Origin of the sequence: Xanthomonas bromi (genome assembly GCF_900092025.1) — a bacterium.
GTDB lineage: Bacteria > Pseudomonadota > Gammaproteobacteria > Xanthomonadales > Xanthomonadaceae > Xanthomonas > Xanthomonas bromi.
The window spans coordinates 1-18,617 of sequence record NZ_FLTX01000049.1 but is presented as its reverse complement, the minus strand read 5'-3'; the positions used below and the strand labels follow the sequence as shown (position 1 = coordinate 18,617).

General features: G+C 64.0%; 13 protein-coding genes and 1 pseudogene. 5 read left to right on the top strand and 9 right to left on the bottom strand.

The genetic code is table 11. The features are described 5' to 3' along the window. The first annotated feature begins 124 nt into the window (after positions 1–124). Positions 125–3,157: a TonB-dependent receptor domain-containing protein gene (locus tag XBLMG947_RS15570; protein WP_065469539.1), complete on the top strand. Its 3,033-nt coding sequence runs from the start codon at positions 125–127 to the stop codon at positions 3,155–3,157. Positions 3,158–3,265: 108 nt separating this feature from the next. Next, entirely contained in the window at positions 3,266–4,786 is a 1,521-nt protein-coding gene (locus XBLMG947_RS15565; RefSeq protein ID WP_065469538.1) for a tryptophan halogenase family protein, read from the top strand. A 401-nt stretch (positions 4,787–5,187) separates the two neighbouring features. On the opposite strand, the gene pyrF is transcribed toward XBLMG947_RS15565, so the two are convergent. Then, positions 5,188–5,919 (bottom strand): orotidine-5'-phosphate decarboxylase, encoded by a 732-nt coding sequence (pyrF, locus tag XBLMG947_RS15560; RefSeq protein ID WP_065469537.1) that lies wholly within the window; start codon positions 5,917–5,919, stop codon positions 5,188–5,190. Next, positions 5,916–6,875: a 5'-nucleotidase, lipoprotein e(P4) family gene (locus XBLMG947_RS15555; RefSeq protein ID WP_065469536.1), complete on the bottom strand. Its 960-nt coding sequence runs from the start codon at positions 6,873–6,875 to the stop codon at positions 5,916–5,918. Before XBLMG947_RS15555 ends, pyrF begins: the two co-directional genes overlap by 4 nt. Before the next feature lie 327 nt (positions 6,876–7,202). Here XBLMG947_RS15555 and XBLMG947_RS15550 point away from each other — a divergent pair, with 327 nt between their 5' ends. Next, positions 7,203–7,871, top strand: coding sequence for a YceH family protein (locus tag XBLMG947_RS15550; RefSeq protein ID WP_065469535.1), 669 nt, complete (start codon positions 7,203–7,205; stop codon positions 7,869–7,871). Positions 7,872–8,152: 281 nt separating this feature from the next. On the opposite strand, the gene XBLMG947_RS15545 is transcribed toward XBLMG947_RS15550, so the two are convergent. From XBLMG947_RS15545 to XBLMG947_RS15535, 4 genes and pseudogenes are all read right to left on the bottom strand, one after another. Next, complete coding sequence (locus XBLMG947_RS15545) at positions 8,153–9,187, bottom strand: DUF4272 domain-containing protein (RefSeq protein ID WP_065469534.1); 1,035 nt, start codon at positions 9,185–9,187, stop codon at positions 8,153–8,155. A 291-nt stretch (positions 9,188–9,478) separates the two neighbouring features. Further along, the gene (locus tag XBLMG947_RS15540) at positions 9,479–9,895 is read right to left on the bottom strand and encodes a GNAT family N-acetyltransferase (protein ID WP_425479292.1); all 417 of its coding nucleotides are present in this window, start codon (positions 9,893–9,895) and stop codon (positions 9,479–9,481) included. 87 nt (positions 9,896–9,982) lie between these two features. Beyond that, a pseudogene (locus tag XBLMG947_RS24145) lies at positions 9,983–10,065 on the bottom strand (GNAT family N-acetyltransferase); the annotation flags it as partial. A gap of 55 nt (positions 10,066–10,120) precedes the next feature. Then, positions 10,121–12,097, bottom strand: coding sequence for a UvrD-helicase domain-containing protein (locus XBLMG947_RS15535; protein WP_065469533.1), 1,977 nt, complete (start codon positions 12,095–12,097; stop codon positions 10,121–10,123). Positions 12,098–12,305: 208 nt separating this feature from the next. Here XBLMG947_RS15535 and XBLMG947_RS15530 point away from each other — a divergent pair, with 208 nt between their 5' ends. Both XBLMG947_RS15530 and XBLMG947_RS15525 read left to right on the top strand, forming a co-directional pair. Further along, complete coding sequence (locus XBLMG947_RS15530; RefSeq protein WP_065469532.1) at positions 12,306–12,935, top strand: thymidine kinase; 630 nt, start codon at positions 12,306–12,308, stop codon at positions 12,933–12,935. 292 nt (positions 12,936–13,227) lie between these two features. Further along, on the top strand, positions 13,228–14,472 hold the full coding sequence (locus tag XBLMG947_RS15525; RefSeq protein ID WP_065469531.1) for a GAF domain-containing sensor histidine kinase: 1,245 nt from the start codon (positions 13,228–13,230) through the stop codon (positions 14,470–14,472). 181 nt (positions 14,473–14,653) lie between these two features. Here the strand turns inward: XBLMG947_RS15525 and XBLMG947_RS15520 are convergent, their stop codons facing one another. The 3 genes from XBLMG947_RS15520 to mutM form a co-directional block, all read right to left on the bottom strand. Further along, positions 14,654–16,255, bottom strand: coding sequence for an OpgD/OpgG family glucan biosynthesis protein (locus XBLMG947_RS15520; RefSeq protein ID WP_065469551.1), 1,602 nt, complete (start codon positions 16,253–16,255; stop codon positions 14,654–14,656). Positions 16,256–16,323: 68 nt separating this feature from the next. After that, positions 16,324–17,430: a DUF4380 domain-containing protein gene (locus XBLMG947_RS15515; protein WP_083993153.1), complete on the bottom strand. Its 1,107-nt coding sequence runs from the start codon at positions 17,428–17,430 to the stop codon at positions 16,324–16,326. Positions 17,431–17,905: 475 nt separating this feature from the next. Next, positions 17,906–18,617 (bottom strand): bifunctional DNA-formamidopyrimidine glycosylase/DNA-(apurinic or apyrimidinic site) lyase (gene mutM, locus XBLMG947_RS15510; RefSeq protein ID WP_065469530.1); only part of this gene is annotated, 712 nt, incomplete at its 5' end.

Sequence of the window (18,617 nt, the reverse complement as noted above, 5' to 3'; positions counted from 1 at the left end):
TATGTTTTTTATAACGCTATTGCAGCCTTTCGCCGCTGCTTTTTCGTCCTTGAAATAGCGCATTACCCTTCGCCACGCCGACCACGCTGCCGGTACGCGCCTTACCCCTGGGAGGGGGAAAGTCATGAAGAATCACCGCACCGTCTCCACACTGCCGGCACGCAGCCTGTTGTGCTGCGCCCTGGCCGCCTCGTTGTTCGCCACCACCCCCGCCATGGCCCAGTCAAGCAACGCCACGTTGCGCGGCCAGGTCGCTTCCGCGCAAAGCGGCAGCGAAGTCGTCGTCACCAACATCGCTACCGGCTCGGTGCGACGCGCGCCGGTGAATGCGAACGGCAACTACACCATCGTCGGTTTGCAGCCGGGCACCTACACCGTCGAATCCAACGGCATCAGCCGCACGGTGACCCTGTCGGTGGCCTCCAGTGCCACCGTCGATCTGGGCAAGGAAACGGCTGCTGCGCCCGCCGGCGATGCAACGACGCTGGACACGGTGACAGTCAGCGCGCCGATGATTCGCGACGTCAAGACCTCTGAGGTGGGGAACACGGTGTCGCTGCGGCAGATCCAGCAGTTGCCGCAGGCCACGCGCAACTTCCTCGAGTTTGCAGACACGGTTCCCGGCATGGTGTTCACCATCGACCAGGACGGCAACACCAAGCTGCGTAGCGGTGCCTCCAACGCAAGCTCAAGCAACTTGTACATCGACGGTGTGAGCCAGAAGAGCTACGTCTCCGGCGGTGGTATTGCCGGCCAGGACGAGACCCAGGGCAACCCGTTCCCGCAGCTCGCCATCGGCGAGTACAAGGTGATCACGTCGAACTACAAGGCCGAATACGGCCAGATCAGCGGCGCGGCCATCACCGCTGCCACCAAGTCCGGTACCAACGAATTCCATGGCGAGGCGTTTTACCGCTTCACCAATCAGGATCTGCGTAAGGAGCGTCCGGACGAAGAGAACGGCAAGGTCGACTCGCAAACCAAGGAATACGGTTTTGCGATCGGCGGCCCGCTGATTCAGGACCGCATGCATTTCTTCTTCGCCTACGAAGGCAAGGACAATGTGGCACCGAAGAGCGTGCAGCCCAGTGCCGAAGCCTCGCCGTTCGTCGGCTTGTTGCCCTCGAACCTGCGCGATCAGTTCGGTGCGTCCAACATGCCGTTCACCGAAGACCTGTACTTCGGCAAGATCGACTTCGAGCCCACCGATAACGATCGCATCGAGCTGGCAACGCAATACCGCGACGAAACCCAGGTCAGTAACGTCGGCGGCCAGAACGCACCGGATCGCGCGGTGGACAAGATCAACAAGGACAAGCGCACCAGCCTGCGCTGGCAGCACAGTGCCGACAGCTGGTTCAACGAAGCCATCATCACCACCGAGGATTCGAGCAACGTGCCGACGCCGCGAGGCACTGGCAACGGGTCCATCTATACCTACATCGACCGCACCGAAGCCGATCCGCGCCAGTGGGTGTTCCTCAACACCGGAGCCGCCAGCGGCGAAGATTTCAAATTGCGTAGCCAGAAAGGCTGGTCGTTCCAGAACGATCTGACTTTCAACGCGCTGGAGTGGCACGGCGAACACACCATCAAAACGGGTGTGACCTACCGCGACATCAAGCTGACTTCGCGCGAGTCCAGCTCGCTCAACCCGCAGTTCAGCTATGAAGTCGGGCAAAACGGCATTGCGCCCGTGCCTTTCCAGGTGCGCTACATCCGTGCGTTCGATAATCCCGGCCAGGTGCCGGTGGTGGAATCGCCGTCCAAGCAGTACGGCATCTACCTGCAGGACGACTGGGCGGTGAACGACAAGCTGATGCTCAACATCGGCGTGCGTTACGACTATGAAGACACCCCGGCCTACACCGACTTCGTGACCTCGCAGCCGTTTATCAATGCGCTGTATTCCGACGATCCGGACAACCCGGGCCAGCCGTGGGCGAACCGCTTGTTGCCCAGCGGCATCAATGTGGCCGATTACATCAGCACCGGCAACAACCGCAAGAACTTCAAGGATGCCTGGGCGCCGCGCTTCGGCTTTTCATATGACTTCTTCGGCGACGAGCGTGCAGTGCTGCATGGTGGTGCCGGCCGCTCCTACGATCGCAACCTGTTCGAACAGCTCGCGCTGGAATCGGTCAAGGCTGCGCTGTCGCCGGTGGTGGTGTATTTCAGCGATGCGGCCAGCGGGCAGCCCTGCTTCCGCGATGACCGCGTCTGCACGCCGTGGAATCCGGGCTATCTCAACGGTATCGATCAGCTCAATACCATTCCGGGCACCAACGACAGCTCCGAACTTTTCATGTTCAACAACAAGCTCAAGACGCCGTATAGCGATCAGTACAGCATCGGCATCAGCAACCAGGTGGGCGACTGGCTGACCGACGTGACCTTCCAGCGTGTGCTGGCCTACGATGGTCTGGTGATGAGCCTGGTCAATCGCTATCCGAACGGTGCCTACTTCGATTCCACTGGCAGCGTGCCGTGGGGCGAACCGGTGCCGGGATATCGCAATACCATCCTGGGCTACAACGGCCTGGAGCAACGCAGCAGCCAGTTCCTGCTGTCGGCCGAAAAGCCTTACACCAAGGAATCGGGTTGGGGCTTGAACCTGTCCTACACCCACACCAGCGCGCGCCAGAACCGCACCATCGACGAACCGTTCGCGTTCGACAAGGCGACCATTCGCGACTATCCGTTCGTGAAGTCGGATGCTGTGGCGGCACATCGCTTCGTGGCGTCCGGCTCGATCGATGGTCCGTGGGGCGTCACCTTCGGTGCCAAGCTGGTGCTGGCAACGCCCCAGCCGATCAACACGATCGCCTGCTACGGCTTCACCGATCCGGATGGCGGTACCTGTCAGGCCGTCGGCGTGACGCCCCCGGGCAATGGCAAGTTCCTGGTCGGCGGCAAGATCTGGGGCTATCGCACCGTCGATCTGCAGGCGAACAAGGAGTTCACGGTGGTGGGCGACTTCAAGCTCAACGCGCGTATCAACGTGCTCAACGCCTTCAACTTCAAGAACTTCACGCAGTACCAGTACAACAGCTTCGGTAGCGACGGACGCCTGCAGCCTGATATCACCGTGGTCGACAACGGCGAAATCAGCTATGTGCCACGTAGTGTCGTGCTGGAAGTCGGCGCCAAGTTCTGATGCAGGTGCATTGCCACATGCGCCGACACGGGTATGTGGTATTTCGAACGGGGCCAGCTGGCCCCGTTCGTGTGTCCGTCCGCTGTTTTTGCTCAGGAATGCCTCCGCATGATCCCCGCTCCCCTCCGCAACATCGTCATTGTCGGTGGCGGTACTGCCGGCTGGATGGCGGCCGCCGCGTTTGCGCGCGTGCTTGGGCCCACCTTCAATGTGCAGCTGATCGAGTCCGAGCAGCTGGGCACCGTCGGTGTGGGCGAAGCCACCGTGCCGCACATCAAGGCCTTCAATAATCTGCTCGGCATCGACGAAGCCGAGTTCGTGCGGCAGACCCAGGGCAGCTTCAAACTCGGGATCGAGTTCGTCGATTGGCAGCGCCCCGGCACGGCGTACATGCATGGCTTCGGCACTCAGATCGGCCATCCGCTCGGGCTGCTGCCATTCCATCAGTACTGGATCAAGCAGCATGCGCGCGGCAAGGCGCAGCCGCTGGGCGCCTACACGCTCAACACCGTGGCCGCCGCGCGCGGCAAGTTCATGACCTCGGCCGGCGATGTGCCGGCCAACTCGCCGCTGGCCAACATCGCCTATGCGTACCACTTCGATGCCACGCACTACGCGCACTTTCTACGCCGGTATTCGGAGCAGCGCGGCGTTACCCGCATCGAAGGGTTGGTCGAGCAGGTGCAGTTGCATCCGGAAAGTGGCCACGTGCAATCGCTGCAACTGGCGTCCGGGCAGGTGGTGCACGGCGACCTGTTCATCGATTGCTCCGGCTTTCGTGGGCTATTGATCGAAGAAGCGCTGCACACCGGCTACCACGACTTCACCCACTGGCTGCCGTGCGATCGCGCATTCGCTGTGCCCTGCGAAAAAGTGGGCCCACCAACGCCGTACACGCGCTCCACCGCACGCGCAGCCGGCTGGCAGTGGCGCATCCCGCTACAACACCGCACTGGCAACGGTTATGTGTATTGCAGTGCGCATATCAGCGACGACGAAGCGGCTGCCACGCTGCTCGCCAACCTGGATGGCAAGCCGCTGGCCGACCCGCGCCCGCTGCGCTTTACCACCGGCCGGCGCAAACAATTCTGGAACCGCAATGTCGTCGCGCTTGGCTTGGCCAGCGGATTTCTGGAGCCGCTGGAATCGACCAGCATCCATCTGATCCAGTCCGGCATTTCCAAGCTGCTGGAGCTGTTTCCGCGCGAGGGCATCAGCCCGGTGCTGGTGCAGCGCTACAACGACCGATCGGCGTTCGAGTTTGATCGTATTCGCGATTTTCTGCTGCTGCATTACCACGCCACCGAACGCGACGACAGCGCGTTCTGGCGGCATTGCCGCAGCATGCCGATCACCCCGGAGCTACAGACCACGCTGGATCTGTTCCGCGACAGCGGGCGCTTCTACCGCAATGCCGAAGAGATGTTTGCCGAGATCAGCTGGGTGCAGGTGATGGTGGGCCAGGGCATCGTCCCGCAGGGCTATCACCCGCTGGTGGATCAGGTGCCCGACCGCGATGCCGAAGGCTTCCTGGCCAGCGTGGCGCAGACCATCAGCCACTGCGTGGATGTCATGCCGACCCATCAGCAATTTATCGACCGCTATTGCAAGGCGCCTGCGCTGCCGTAGGTGCGTTGGTTTGCACTGCGGCCGCTGCCGGGCGGTGGCCGGCGCCGTGGCTATGGCCGGCGAAAGTATCGGCACTTGAACCGCCTGTACAGCTGCCCGGCCTTGCAGGCGGTACGTTCCGCTTGTTGCGCTTAACCACGCGCTATCGACTGCACACGCGTCCAGCCGTCGCCATTGGTCCCAGCGAAACGCAAAGATGACGGCCAAAAAAAAGGATCGGGCACAAGGCCCGATCCCTTCGAAAACCGGGACAAGCCCGGTGGACAATGAGTGGCACAGCTTCCGACTGACATCGGACGCCGGCATGTTAACGAGACTTTCACGTTAAAGCAATACTTTAGTTATTGCCATCTAAACCATTGATTTATATCGCAGGCTGGGACAGCTGAACGAACTTCCGCTCAGTCCCGGTGCGGCATCACCGCCGCGCGGATCTCGTCCTGGATGGCGCTGGCAGCCGCTGCGGGGTCGTCGGACAGGCGGATCGGGCGGCCGACGACAATCGCATCGGCGCCGTCGGTGAAGGCCTGCGCCACGCCTACGGTGCGTTGCTGGTCGTCGCCGACCGGGCCGCCGGGGCGGATGCCGGGGCAGACGATCGAAAAGGCCGGGCCGGTGGCGCGGCGGATCGGGCCGGCTTCCTGGCCGGAGGCGATCACCCCGTCGATGCCGGCGGCCTGTGCGGCCAGCGCGCGCTCCACCACCACCTCCACCGGTTCGCGGTCGATGCCCATCGCGGCCAGGTCCGGGCGGCCCATCGAGGTCAGCACGGTCACCGCGAGCAGGCGCATATCGCCCTGGTTGGCTTCAGCGGCGGCCTGCAGCATGCCGACGTGCCAGCCGTGCACGGTGCAATAGCTCACCGGCCACTGCGACAGGCGGCGGATGGTACCGGCCACGGTGGCGGGAATGTCGAAGAATTTGAGGTCCACGAACACGCGCTTGTCGCGCTTGGCCAGCGCATCGAGCACATGGAAGTACTCGCCCGAGGCCAGCAGTTCCATGCCGATCTTGTAGAACGACACCGACTCGCCCAGGCGGTCCACCCAGGCGATGGCCTCGTCATGGCTGGGCACATCCAGCGCGAAGATCAGCCGCTCGTGCGCGGCCAGCGGCAACGGCGCGCGGCTCATCGGGCCACCTCCAGCGCGGCGCGCTTGGCGTCATGGCGTTTTTGCCAGGGCTGCGAATAGTCGTTGTTGAACTGCGCCGGCTCCCAGCCGCCGTAGCTGGGGTTGGGCAGCATCCACCAACGTTCGCCGAACCAGTCGTGATACTCCTGCAGCAGCGCGCCACGGGCCTGGCTGGTGTTGGCGGTGACTTGCACGAAATCGCCCAGCTGGTCGCCGAACTGCATCAGCACGCGGTAGGTCTGCCCGGCCAGCTGGCGGCGGCAGTTCTTCTCGCTGCCGTTCTGCTCGCAGCCTTGCACCACCGTGCCCAAGCCGAGAAACACGCTGTTGTCTGCCACCGGCAGACCCACACTACGCAAATTGGCCAGCGTGGCGTCCTTGAGGTGCACGGCACGGTTGGAGATGTAGATCAGGGTGATGCCACGCGCATTGGCCGCCTTGGCGAAATCCACCACGCCGGGGATCGCGGCGGCCTTTTTCTCCGCCACCCATTGGTCCCAACTCAGCTCGTCGTATTCCTTGCCATCGCGCAGCAGCCGCGCCTGGTAGGGCGAGTTGTCCAGCACGGTCTCGTCCACGTCCAGCACCACCGCCGGCTTCAGGCCAGTGGAGGCGTTACCGCGTTCTTCGGGCACCAGCGCGTCCCAGTTGGGTTGCTTGAGCGCGGTATCGAGTTTGTCGGCCGCAGCGCGATAGGTCTGCTCGGCCACGGCGCGGTATTCCTCCGAGCGCTGCATCCACAGCACTGCATTGAGATTGTCGTCGCCGGCCGGCGCGGTGGTCGCCGACGTCGCGGCCTTGCTGACCGCGGCGCTGGCGTCGGCATTGGCAGTTGCGGTGGCGTCTTGCGCGCGCGCGGCCGGTTGCGTGTCGCCGGGCTTGCAGGCGCTCAGGGACAACGCGGTGCAGGCGAGCAGGGACAAGGGTGCGTAAAGCGAGGGGCGCATGGCATCCACCAGGACAGGAGCGACAATGAAGCGTGCGATTTTAGCGGGTTCGCGCTGCCTCGCTCGCTCCGGCGGATGTCAGCGTTCGTGGAGGCGGCAGAGGCACGCCGATGGCGGTCGTCGCCACGCGAGCGGTATAGCCGCCTGACCGAACGGATGTTGCACGCCACCGCCGTGTGCCCGCGCACCGTTCCTCGATGTGCAGGCTTATCGCACCACGCAGACGGGCTCGATACGGATGTCGGTGTGGGAGGCCAAGCCGCGTGATGGCCGCATTGGAAAAACGCCCGTGGCAGATCGGCATATCCTCATGCGCTGATTGCCCCGGAGCCATCCATGACAGAGACCTCGCCCCCGCCCGTTCTCGATACTGCTCAGGCCCGCGTGCTTGGCTGCCTGATCGAAAAAGAGGCCACCACCCCGGACGCCTACCCGCTCACGGTCAACGCCGCACAGGTGGCCGCCAACCAGAAGACCGCGCGCGAGCCGGTGCTGAACCTGCAGACCGGCATGGTGCATCACGCGCTACGCCAGCTGGAAACGCTGGGCCTGGTGCGCCAACAGTTCTCTTCGCGTGCCGAGCGTTACGAGCACCGCCTGGGCAGCGCGCTGGATCTGACCCGCCAGCAGGTCGCCCTGATCGGCCTGCTGCTGTTGCGCGGCCCGCAGACGCTGGGCGAGCTGTATGCCCGCAGCGAGCGGTTGGCGCGCTTCAACGACACCGACGACGTGCGCCATCACCTGGACCGGCTGATCCAACGCGGCCTGACCGTACAACTGCCGCGCGCCAGCGGCCAGCGCGAAGATCGCTACGCACATCTGCTCAGCGGTGAGCTGGATATGGAAGCGCTGCAGGCCGCCGCGGCGCGTGCGGCACCAAGCGCGCGCAGCGCTAGCGATACCAGCGAACTGGAAGCGCGGGTGCACAGCCTGGAAGCCACGGTCGCCGAATTGCAGGAAGCCCTGGCTGCAGTACAGGCGCGGCTGGACGCGGCCGGCGCCTGATCTGTCGGCTGCAGCCGCCGACGGCTGCCGTGGCGGCGCTGCAGGTGGTCTGCGGCATCGGCGCCTCTCGCTTCAGGTGATCCGGCAGCGACGGGATCGCTCAACGCGCACCCGGCACGCTGAGGCCTGCACCCCGTCCAGATCCACAATGCCTGCATCCAATCGCCCGGCTTGAACCGGTGACCACGCACACGTGCTGGATGGATGCACAGGCCAGTACTGCCTCGGCATTGCAGGAGCACGGCCCGCGCTTGAACGCCGTGGTCGGGAGGGCGCCCCGCTCAGGTCGGCGTATCCACCTCGTCCCACTCGGCATCTTCGAAGTGCAGTAACCAGTTGAGCGCGTAATGCCGTTCGTACACCACACCCGGCACGATGCCGGCGGGTACCGGCTGACCGGATTGCCCGGCCTGGCGTACCACCCAGTGCAAGCGCAGGTGGCGGTCGAGTGCATCCAGCAGGTCGGGCAGCGGGCGTAGCGCCAGCGCCGCGCGCGCGGCGGGCTCTGCATTGTCCAGCGCGCGCTGTGCGGCCAGGGGCACATCGCACAGGGCAGTTGGTTCGGGCAGCGAGTCTGCCAGCCCCAGAGCCCATTGCAGGATGGCCAGACCTTCATAGCGCCAGCCGAAGTTGGCCAGCGCCTGCGCATCCGGCGCGGCCTCGGCGAAGAAAGCGCGCTCCTGCGGCGACAGCGCATCTGCCACGCCGGGAAGGCGCACCTCCACCTCGTCCAGCGACGGCGGCGTATCGCCAGCCGCCAGGATCTCCGCACGCAGCGCCACCGCGAACAACGCCATCATGCGTTGGCCGACCTGTGCCGCATCGCGCACGCGCGCTTCCGCCTCGCCGGGTACCGGCGGCAGGCTAGGCGGCACGCGGATGCCTTGCGCGGTCAGCCGGGAACGTTGCTGCGCGCGGCGCTGCAGCGCATCCGGCGGATACGGCACCTGCGCATCGTCGTCGATGGCCGGCTCGCCCTGGCTGATCAGCACTCGCCCCTGCGGGTCGCGCACGCTGGCATCGGCCAGGAAACACACCGCATTGGCCTGCTCGGCCCAGTGCGCCAGCGCTGCGAAGTTCGCGTCGTCGACATCGAAGCTGAAGTGCTGCCGCACCCGCTGCACATGACGCATCAAGTGATAACGCGATTGCGTCATCTGCCCATCGCCGGCCTGGTTCACATAGCCCACGAACCCATGCAAGTGATTGACCAGCTCCGGGTCGGCATGGTCGCGGCGCTGCACAGCGGCCTGCGGCAGAAAGTCCGGCCACAGCGGCGCGCGCAGTGTGGAATAAGCATTGACCAACAGTGACATGCAGCGTCCTTTGGAGAGCAACCGACAACACGATGATGCCGCCGCACGGTGGGAGGGCTGCGTCGGCCAGAGCCGATGCAGGCACTCGCCCCGGCAACACAGCGGCGAACGAACGGTAGCGCGTATTCGTCAGACGGCGTGGACGGCGCGCAGGAACCGGAGTATCCGTGCCGGCACCGAGCAACAATCGCGCCCGCCTGATGGTGAGCCCAGTCGTTATATTCGCTCCGTTCCCAGTACGCCATGCACGTCTGGGCTGCAGCGGTGATACCAAAACTGCCGCCAGCCGCGTTACCGTTGGATCAGTGCCTCAACGCCTGGCTGCTTCAGCAACCGAGGCGGCAGGCCCCAGATCGATCGCGTAATACAGCACTGGGCTGCCTCCGGGCTCAATTCGCGCAAGCCATGTTGGCGTAGCCCGAGCGTTTCCAGTGCACGGATCGAATCGGCATTGTCCGGCGAGACGACGGCGCACAGCTGCGACAAGCCAAGCACATCGCGGGCGTACTCCAGCACCGCGCGGCCGGCTTCGGTGACATAGCCCTTTTGCCGCGATACGCAGGCAGCAACGCGAAACCGATATGCGGCACCGGCAAGGTCTCGCGACATAGCAGCCCCAATGTGCCGATAAACTGTGCGTCCTCGCGGGTCTCCACCGCCCAATGCGAAAAACCATACCGCGCGTGGTGGGCTTGCGCCCAATCGCACAGATGCGCGCGCGCCTGCTCGCGCGTGCGGATGCCGCGGTCGTTGATACCGGCGATAAAGCCAGGGTCGTTGACCAGTTCCAGCATCGCGTCGGCGTCGTGCTCGGGGTCGAGCGTGCGCAAGCGCAGCCGCAGGGTTTCGATGACAACGGTCACGGCACACTCCGGCATCATGAAAAACCAGACTGCCGTGCTGGTGCGTCACTGGCAAGCGATGGACTGCACGTCAGTCGAACAATGCCTGGATCGCCGCCAGCCCCGCAGTGGCGCGCTCTTTTTTGCGCTCGGCATCGGCCACCGGGTCGGCACCATCGCGCTGTAATTCTTCGGCCGGAATCTCGTCGAAGAACCGGCTCGGCTTCAGCCGTACATGCTCGCCAAACTTACGCGTCAGCTTGCTGTGGCTCATCCACAACTGCTCCTTGGCGCGGGTGATGCCCACGTACAACAAGCGGCGTTCTTCCTGCAGATTGCCTTCTTCCAGGCTCACTTCGTGCGGCAACACGCCGTCTTCGCAGCCGACGATAAACACGTAGCGAAACTCCAGGCCCTTGGATGCATGCATGGTCATCATGCGCACCTGGTTGCCGCCATCGTCCTTGTCGTTGCGCGACAACAGCGCCAGCTGCGCGGCCAGATCGCTGGCGCTGGCGCCGCGCGGGCCGCCTTCGAACCACTCGGCCAGTTCGTCCAGATTGCGCTTGCGCCGCTGGAAGCCGGTATCGTCCTTGGACTGATTGCGCAGGTCGTTGAGCAGGCCGGATTTGTCGGCCAGCAGGCGCACCAGCTCGCCGGCCGGCATGCTGGCCGAGTGTTCGCGCATGTCGCGCAGGATGTCGGTAAACGCACTCAACCCATTGGCCGCGCGCGGCGGCAGGTGCTGCAAGGCGCCCATCGACTCGGCCGCGCGCGACATCGGCACCGACTTCGCACTGGCCAACTCGGCCAGACGCGCCAGCGAGGTCGCACCGACTTCGCGCTTGGGCGACTGCACCGCACGCAAGAACGCCGCGTCGTCGTCGGGGTTGACGATCAACCGCAACCACGACAACAGATCCTTGACCTCCTGCCGCTCCAGGAACGCCGTCCCGCCTGTGAGGTGATAGGGCACGCGCAACAACTGCAACGCTTTTTCCAGCGGCCGCGACTGGAAATTTCCGCGGAACAGAATGCAGAAATCGCTCCACGGCACCTGCTTGGCGGTGCCCAGGAACGAGATCTCGGCGGCGACCTTTTCGGCCTCATGCTCGCTATCGCGGCATTCCCACACGCGGATGCGCTCGCCGTCGGCCTGATCGCTCCACAGCGTTTTCAGGTGCTCGTGCGGGTTATGTGCGATCAAGGCATTGGCCGCGCGCAGCACACGGTTGGAGCAGCGGTAGTTCTGCTCCAGCTTGATGATTTCCAGCGCCGGATAATCGCGCGCCATCTGCTGCAGGTTTTCCGGATTGGCGCCGCGCCAGGCGTAGATGCTCTGGTCGTCATCGCCCACGCAGGTGAAGTTGCCGCGCGGCCCGGCCAGCATCTTCAGCAGCCGGTACTGGGCATCATTGGTGTCCTGGCACTCGTCCACCAACAGGTAGCCGATGCGTTCGCGCCAGCCCATCACGATGTCTTCGTTGGCTTCCAGAATCTGCACCGGCAAACGGATCAGGTCATCGAAGTCCACCGCGTTGAAGGTGGTCAACCGCGCCTGGTAGCGCTCGTACAAGCTGGCCGCCTCCTTCTCGCGATTGCTGCGCGCTGCGGCCATGGCCTGTTCCGGCGACAGACCGGCGTTCTTGGCACGCGAAATCAGGTTCTTGGCGTCTTCGATCGCGTCGGGCTTGGCACCATGCATCAGGTCCTTGATCTGCGCGGCGGCATCGTCCGCATCGAAGATCGAAAAGCCGCGTTTCAAGCCGGCGGCAGCATGTTCGATCTGCAGGAACTTCAGCCCCAGCGCATGGAAGGTACAGATGGTCAGGCCGTCGGCGCCATCGCCGCGAATGCGCTTGGCCACACGCTCGCGCATTTCCTTGGCGGATTTGTTGGTGAAGGTGATCGCGGCAATGCGCTTGGCCGGATAGCGGCCAATGGCGATCAGGTGCGCGATCTTCTCCACAATCACGCGCGTCTTGCCGCTGCCGGCACCGGCCAGCACCAACAAGGGACCTTCGCAGTGCAGCACCGCGGCGCTTTGCGGGGGATTGAGACCGTACATAGAGGCTTCCGACAGAGCGCGTCATTGTACCGGGCCTGCCTGCGGCCGGCCGGCGCGATGGGTTCATGTCTCCATTGCGGGTAGCCGCGTCCCATCGCCGCGGGCTGCGCTCCTACCTCCTCGACGGCGGGCGTCGCACCCCCCGGGCCGTGCCAACGCGGCACACGCAGGCACCGCATCCAGTCGCCCGGCCCGGTAAAATCGCCCGATGGCCAAGCTCTATTTCTACTATTCGGCGATGAATGCCGGCAAGACCACCACCTTGCTGCAGTCCGCGCACAACTACCGCGAGCGCGGCATGCGCACGCTGATCCTCACTCCCAAGCTCGACCACCGCGCCGGCAGCGGCGTGGTCGCCTCGCGGATCGGCCTGCGCGCGGATGGACGCATCTTCGAGCGCGACACCGAATTACAGCAGCTGGTCGAACGCGACATCCACAACGACGGCGCGTTGCATTGCGTGCTGGTGGACGAGGCGCAATTCCTCAGCCGTGCGCAGGTCTGGCAGTTGAGCGAGGTGGTCGACCGCCTGCGCATCCCGGTGTTGTGTTATGGCCTGCGCACCGATTTTCGCGGCGAGTTGTTCGAAGGCAGCCAGTTCCTGCTCGCCTGGGCCGACGAGCTGGAAGAGATCAAGACCATCTGCCACAGCGGCAGCAAGGCGACCATGACCGTGCGTGTGGATGCGCACGGGCACGCGGTGCAGGACGGCCCGCAGGTGGAGATCGGCGGCAACGAGCGCTATGTCTCGGTCAGCCGCGCCGAGTTCAAGAAGATCATGCGCGGCGAAGGCCGTATCGATCCGCTGCAAATCGCCTTGCCGCTGCCAGTTGGCTAGCGCTCTCGACAGTACTGACTGCCTCGCCGCCGCGCTAACGCCAGCCGCTGGAACCCACACGTCTGCACGTGGCGCGGTTGGCGTCCTCGGCAGCTCGCCGCGACCCACCAACCACCATCTATACGACGCTAGGCAGGGGCTCCTAAAACTGCGCGGGCATGCGGTCACGGCGGCATCGCAGTTGCTGGCAGACAAGCGTATCGTGGCGCCTGTAATACCAACGGCGCGCCACGCAACCAGGCGCAACCGCTGTCCTCTAACCTGGCAACCATCCACTTTCTGGGGGCAATTCATGGGTCAACTGCCTCCCGCACTACGCGCCGATGTCGCGCGTATTGGCCGTCTTTCGTCGGTTCCCGATGTGTTGACCGTCCTGACCCGTTTGACCGGGATGGGGTTTGCTGCCGTCGCGCGCGTGACCGAAGCGCGCTGGATCACCTGTCAGGTGCACGACACGTTGTCCTTTGGCCTGCGGCCCGGGGATGAGCTGCCGCTGGCCACGACGTTTTGCGATAGCGTGCGGGTCAGGGGCCACTCGGTCTGGTTCGGGCATGCATCCGATGACCCGGTCTATCGCGATCACCCCTCGCCGCGGCTCTACGGCTTCGAAAGCTACGTCTCGGTGCCGATCAAGTTCGACGACGGCAGCGTGTTCGGGACCTTGTGCGCACTGGATCCGCAGCCGCGCGCCATGGACGCACCGCTGGTGGCAAAAGTCGAACTGCTCGCGCAGCTATTGGCCGCACAGATCCAGGCCGAGCAACGCGCCGAAGAAAGCGCACAGGAATCGCGGCGGGCGCGCAGCGAACTGGGCCGCGTCGGTGCCTCGGCACGCTTGCGCGAAGAATTCATCGGTATTCTCGGGCACGACCTGCGCAACCCCTTGCAGTCCATGCATGCGGTGGTGGACATGCTGTCCGTCGACCAGCTCAACCAGAGCTACGGCAGCTCCATCCGCTCGATGCAGCGCAGCCTGCTGCGCATGGAAGAACTGATCGATTTCGCCTGCGATTTCGCTCGCGGCATCGAACGCGATTGGCTGCAGCTGGACTATGGCGACGGTAGCGACCTGCTCGATGCGCTGTCTCAGGTGGTGGACGAAACCCGCGCGGCCTACCCCCACCAGGTGCTGTCCACGCACGTGGCCATCGATGAGCCGGTGCACGGCGACGCGATCCGTCTGGCGCAGATGTTCGGCAGCCTGATGATCAACGCGGTGGTGCAAGGCCCGCAAAATTCGCTGATCAAGGCGGTCGCGGTCACCGAACATGGTCGGCTGCGCATTGAAGTCTGCAATCTGGACGGGATCGATCCGCGCCGGCTGGATGTGCTGCACGCCTCGACCCATGTGCATACCGGCGGACGTGCGCTGCCCGATGTCGATCTGGGTCTGCACATGGCAGCGCAGATCGCAAAGGCCCATCAAGGCGAATTACGCATCACCAGCGGCAAGGACGGCACCTGCTTCCGCGTGGAGCTGGCCTGCGCACGTCCGCGCGGGCGCCTGCAACTGGTCGACACCTCAGCGCCGGCCTGAGCGCTTCACGCCGCGGCGGGAAACCCGCCGAGAAGCGCGTCGGCAGGCGGCGCATCCCACCGCGTGTGCAGTGGGACCATCAGCACTCTCGCGCCCGTTGCCGCATGCGGCAGCGCCGCAGCGCAAGGCCGTCAAACGGGTGCCGGCAACAACAGTCGCTCGCCACCTTGCTCGGCCGTCCTCAATACATCTTGCGCTCGCTCGTTGGCGGCGGAGTCCACTGGTACAGCCAGGTTTCGGTGAGCGGCTTGCCGTTGGCGCGCAGATACAGGCGGATATCGATCTGCTGGGTGCCCTCGTCCGGCGGCACCAAATCGAACATCGCCCGATAGCCCTTAAGCTCATGCAACGGGCGCGCCGACACGACTTCGGTGGTGCCGCGCGAAACCTGCAGCACCACCTCCACCTTGGTCTTGGGTTGCTTCGCCAGTGCGGCCAGTTCGCCACCAGCAAAATCCACCGCAAAGCGCCAGGAGAAATGGCTGCGCTTCTGCCCGACGATGCCGCCCAACCCGGTGCGGGTGGCCACACAGTGCGCCAACGGCGAACTAGCCGGCGGATGCGCGCCCCAATAAAGTCGGTACCCCATCAGCAACTCTTGCCCCGGCTGCGGCTTGTCCTGAGGATTCCAGAACGCCACGATATTGTCGAAGGTTTCGTCCACGGTCGGAATTTCGACCAGTTGCACTGAGCCCTTACCCCAACCACTCTTGGGCTCCACCCACAGGCATGGGCGCTTTTCGTAAAACACGCCATCGTCCTGATAATGGTCGAAGTTTCGGTCGCGCTGCAGCAGCCCGAAGCCACGCGGGTTTTCGTCGACGAACATGTTGAAGCGCAGGTGCGGCGGGTTGCACAGCGGGCGCCAGATCCATTCGCCACCGCCGGTCCACATCGCCAGGCCATCGGTGTCGTGAATTTCAGGACGCCAGTCCCAGTCCATCCGATTATCGTTTTCGCCAACCTGATACATGCTGGTGCACGGGCCGATGCCCAGCCGCTCGATCGCCTTGCGCGGATAGAGCGCGCTGTCGATCTCCATCAGCAGCACCTCGCCATTGGTGATGGCGAACCGGTACGCGCCGGCAACGCTGGGCGAATCCAGCAATCCGTAAACCACCACCGTGTCCGACTCGTCGGCCGGCTGCTCCAGATAGTAGGCGATGAAATCGGGAAACTCTTCGGGCCCACCGGTGCCGGTATCGATGGCCAGCCCGCGCGCTGATTGTCCGTACTGGCCTTCCTTGCCGACAGCACGGAAATAGCTCGCGCCCAGGAATGCCGAGAAGTCGCGATCGGTGTCCTTGCGCGTATTGAGCCGGAAACCTGCAAAGCCAAGATCCTTCGGTAACTGCTTGCCACCCAGCCCGCTGCTGCCGTAATCGAATGCGGCCGGGTCGTACGCCAGCTGCTGCGCCTTGCCATCGACGATGTCGTAGATGTGTACCGGGGTATGGAAATACAGCCCCAGATGAAAGAACTTCGCCTGGAATTTGCCGTTACCATCGGCCCACAGGGCGTGGTCCTGCCGATAGCGGATCGATTGATACTGATCCCAGTTCAGCGCCTCCAGCGGCCCCGGCAATACCTGCTTGTGGCTCTTGTACGGCGCCTTTGCCAGCTCGCGCGCCTGACCTTTCAACCAAGCGTAGTCGAACGGCTGCGGCTGCCCGAGTCGACGCAGCCCGACGGCCTTGGCCGCAAGTGCCCACTGCGGCAACGTCGGCAAACCGAGCGCGGCTAATGCGGCAGCAGCATTCTTCAGGAAACGGCGTCGTTGCATGCGCATCGATCTGGTCGGGGATTGGGCCACATCATAGCCACAGCCCGCCATCAAGGTGAATGCGCGCATCAGCCATGCGTGGGCGGCACATCGCATGCATTGGCCAGCGCTAGCGCCTTGGCCTTGCCGCACAGGAACTGCCGCTGCGCCTGCTCTTCGTCGGGCCCTGTGTAGCGCAGCAGCGTCCACTGCTCCTGCGCCTGCATTTGGGCCCCTGGCGCAAACTGCCGATACGGTGCGTGCATCTCCATTTCCAGCAATCCCTGTTCCAGATGCTGGGGTGGCGCATCCAGATACAACTCCACCTGCCCTTGCGCGGGATGGATCGCTGCCAGTGGTTGATGCGCGAAACGAATCACCAAGACCTGGCCGCCTGCAAAACCCGCCATCCACCCCGCAGATGGCTGCAATAACACCTTGCCGCGCTGGATCAGACCGTCTTGGCGCGTATCGGCGCGCAGCGCAAACACGCCGCGCTTGAGCGTGTAATGCGGCGCAATCGTGCCGGCCTCGCTCGGCGGCTGCAGACGAATATCTGTAACAGCGGCAACCGGCACGAAGACCCGCGTCGTTGCTGCAACGCGTGTGTTGAACCACAAATCCCAGGCGATCTGCTGCTTACGGATATTGCGTGCGCTGGCCTGGATCTCCACGGTGTCGGCACGCGTTGCAGAAAGTTTGATCTGCTTACGCAATTGCACGCCGGTCAGCGGGCTTGGCACGCCCTCGAACTCCAACGCGTCATGCCGACGCAGGGTGACGCGCGTCTGCGCCAATGACAGATACGGATCCGGCGGCCACACCGCTGCCGCCGCCTTACGCTCGTGGTTGAGCTCTTGATGCAGCCACCACTGACTCTGCGGCCCGACCCACACGTCATGGCCAAAATACGCAATATTGCCCGCGATGGCCGAAACTTCGGGCGTAGGCTGTTGTTCCACCGCCGCACCGACTTTCAATACATTGGGCTGGCCGCGCACGTTGAACGACAGCACGCGCCCACCCAATGCCGGCGTGGCGCTCAGCTCCACCGCTTCGGTATTCAACTGCAAGCGCTCTACGGCAGCGGCGTCCGCTGCCGTTGGCGCAACGGCGCCAGCCGACGACGTCATGGACAACAGCGCACATGCACCGGTAAGCACCAGAACAATGACGAACTTTGGCGAGCTGCACATAAAGCGCTTTCCATCCACGGACCTCGGGATTGTGGCCCGCTGCATGCGTGGAAACCAGAACAACGCCAGTTGTGCCTGCTTCTTGGGATTGTCGATGCAAGCGGGTCGCAAATCGGCAGTGTGTCTGCGGGAAGGCGCGCGTCAGGCTGGCGGCTTCTCACCACGCTCGAACAGACGGACGCCACGGTTCGACAGGTAGATGCGTAAAAGCAAGAAGCGCACAGTCTGCGGCCGTTCTCGGCACCTCCGCACGCAAAAGCGTCGCACCCAGCCGATGCATTTCTGAAAACCTCAAGTGCATGTGACATGCTTCCGGTTTCGTCGCCGCGTAGCGCGGTACTGACATGCGCAGCATGCAACTTGGCAAGCAACGTGAGGCTTGGTGCGAGTCGCTTTGCTGGACTTTCGGCGGGATGATCAGGGCAAGACTGTTATCACGCCAGCCGTCTAACGCTGCATCGGTATGGCGTACTACTTACCGCTGACAGCTCCCGCACCACACCGTGGCGCGTTGGCCGATCGTCGCGTGCTTCAACGTCCGCCCGCACTGTTTGCAGGCCTCGCCCTCGCGTCCGTACACGGTGAGCTCCTGCTCGAAATAGCCGGGTGCACCATCCGGACTGATGAAGTCGCGCAAAGTGGTACCACCCCGTTGAATGGCATACCCCAGGATCTGCTTGACCGCTGCAGCCAGCCGCCGATAGCGATCCAACGACACCTTTCCCGCCTCGCGCAGCGGGCTGATTCCGGCCCGATGCAGGCTTTCGGCAGCATAGATATTGCCAACGCCAACCACCACAGCTTGGTCCATCAGAAAGGTTTTGACCGCGGCACGGCGGCCACGCGCCAGCCCATGCAGATAATCGCCAGTAAATGCATCCGATAATGGTTCTGGACCAAGCGCAGCAAGCAATTCATGCGCCTGTGCGTCGGACTGCCACAGTAGGCAGCCAAAGCGACGCGGATCGTTGAAGCGCAGGACGCGTCCATTTTGCAGACTGATATCCACGTGGTCGTGTGCCCGCGGCAGCGTGTCGCCAGGCAGGACGCGCAGGCTTCCGGACATTCCCAGATGCAGCAATGCGCTGCCACCCGCGTCCGTGTCGATGAGCAAGTACTTCGCACGGCGCCGCACGTTGGTAATCGTGGCGCCGGGAAGCAAGCGCTCGATTTGCTCAGGGATCGGC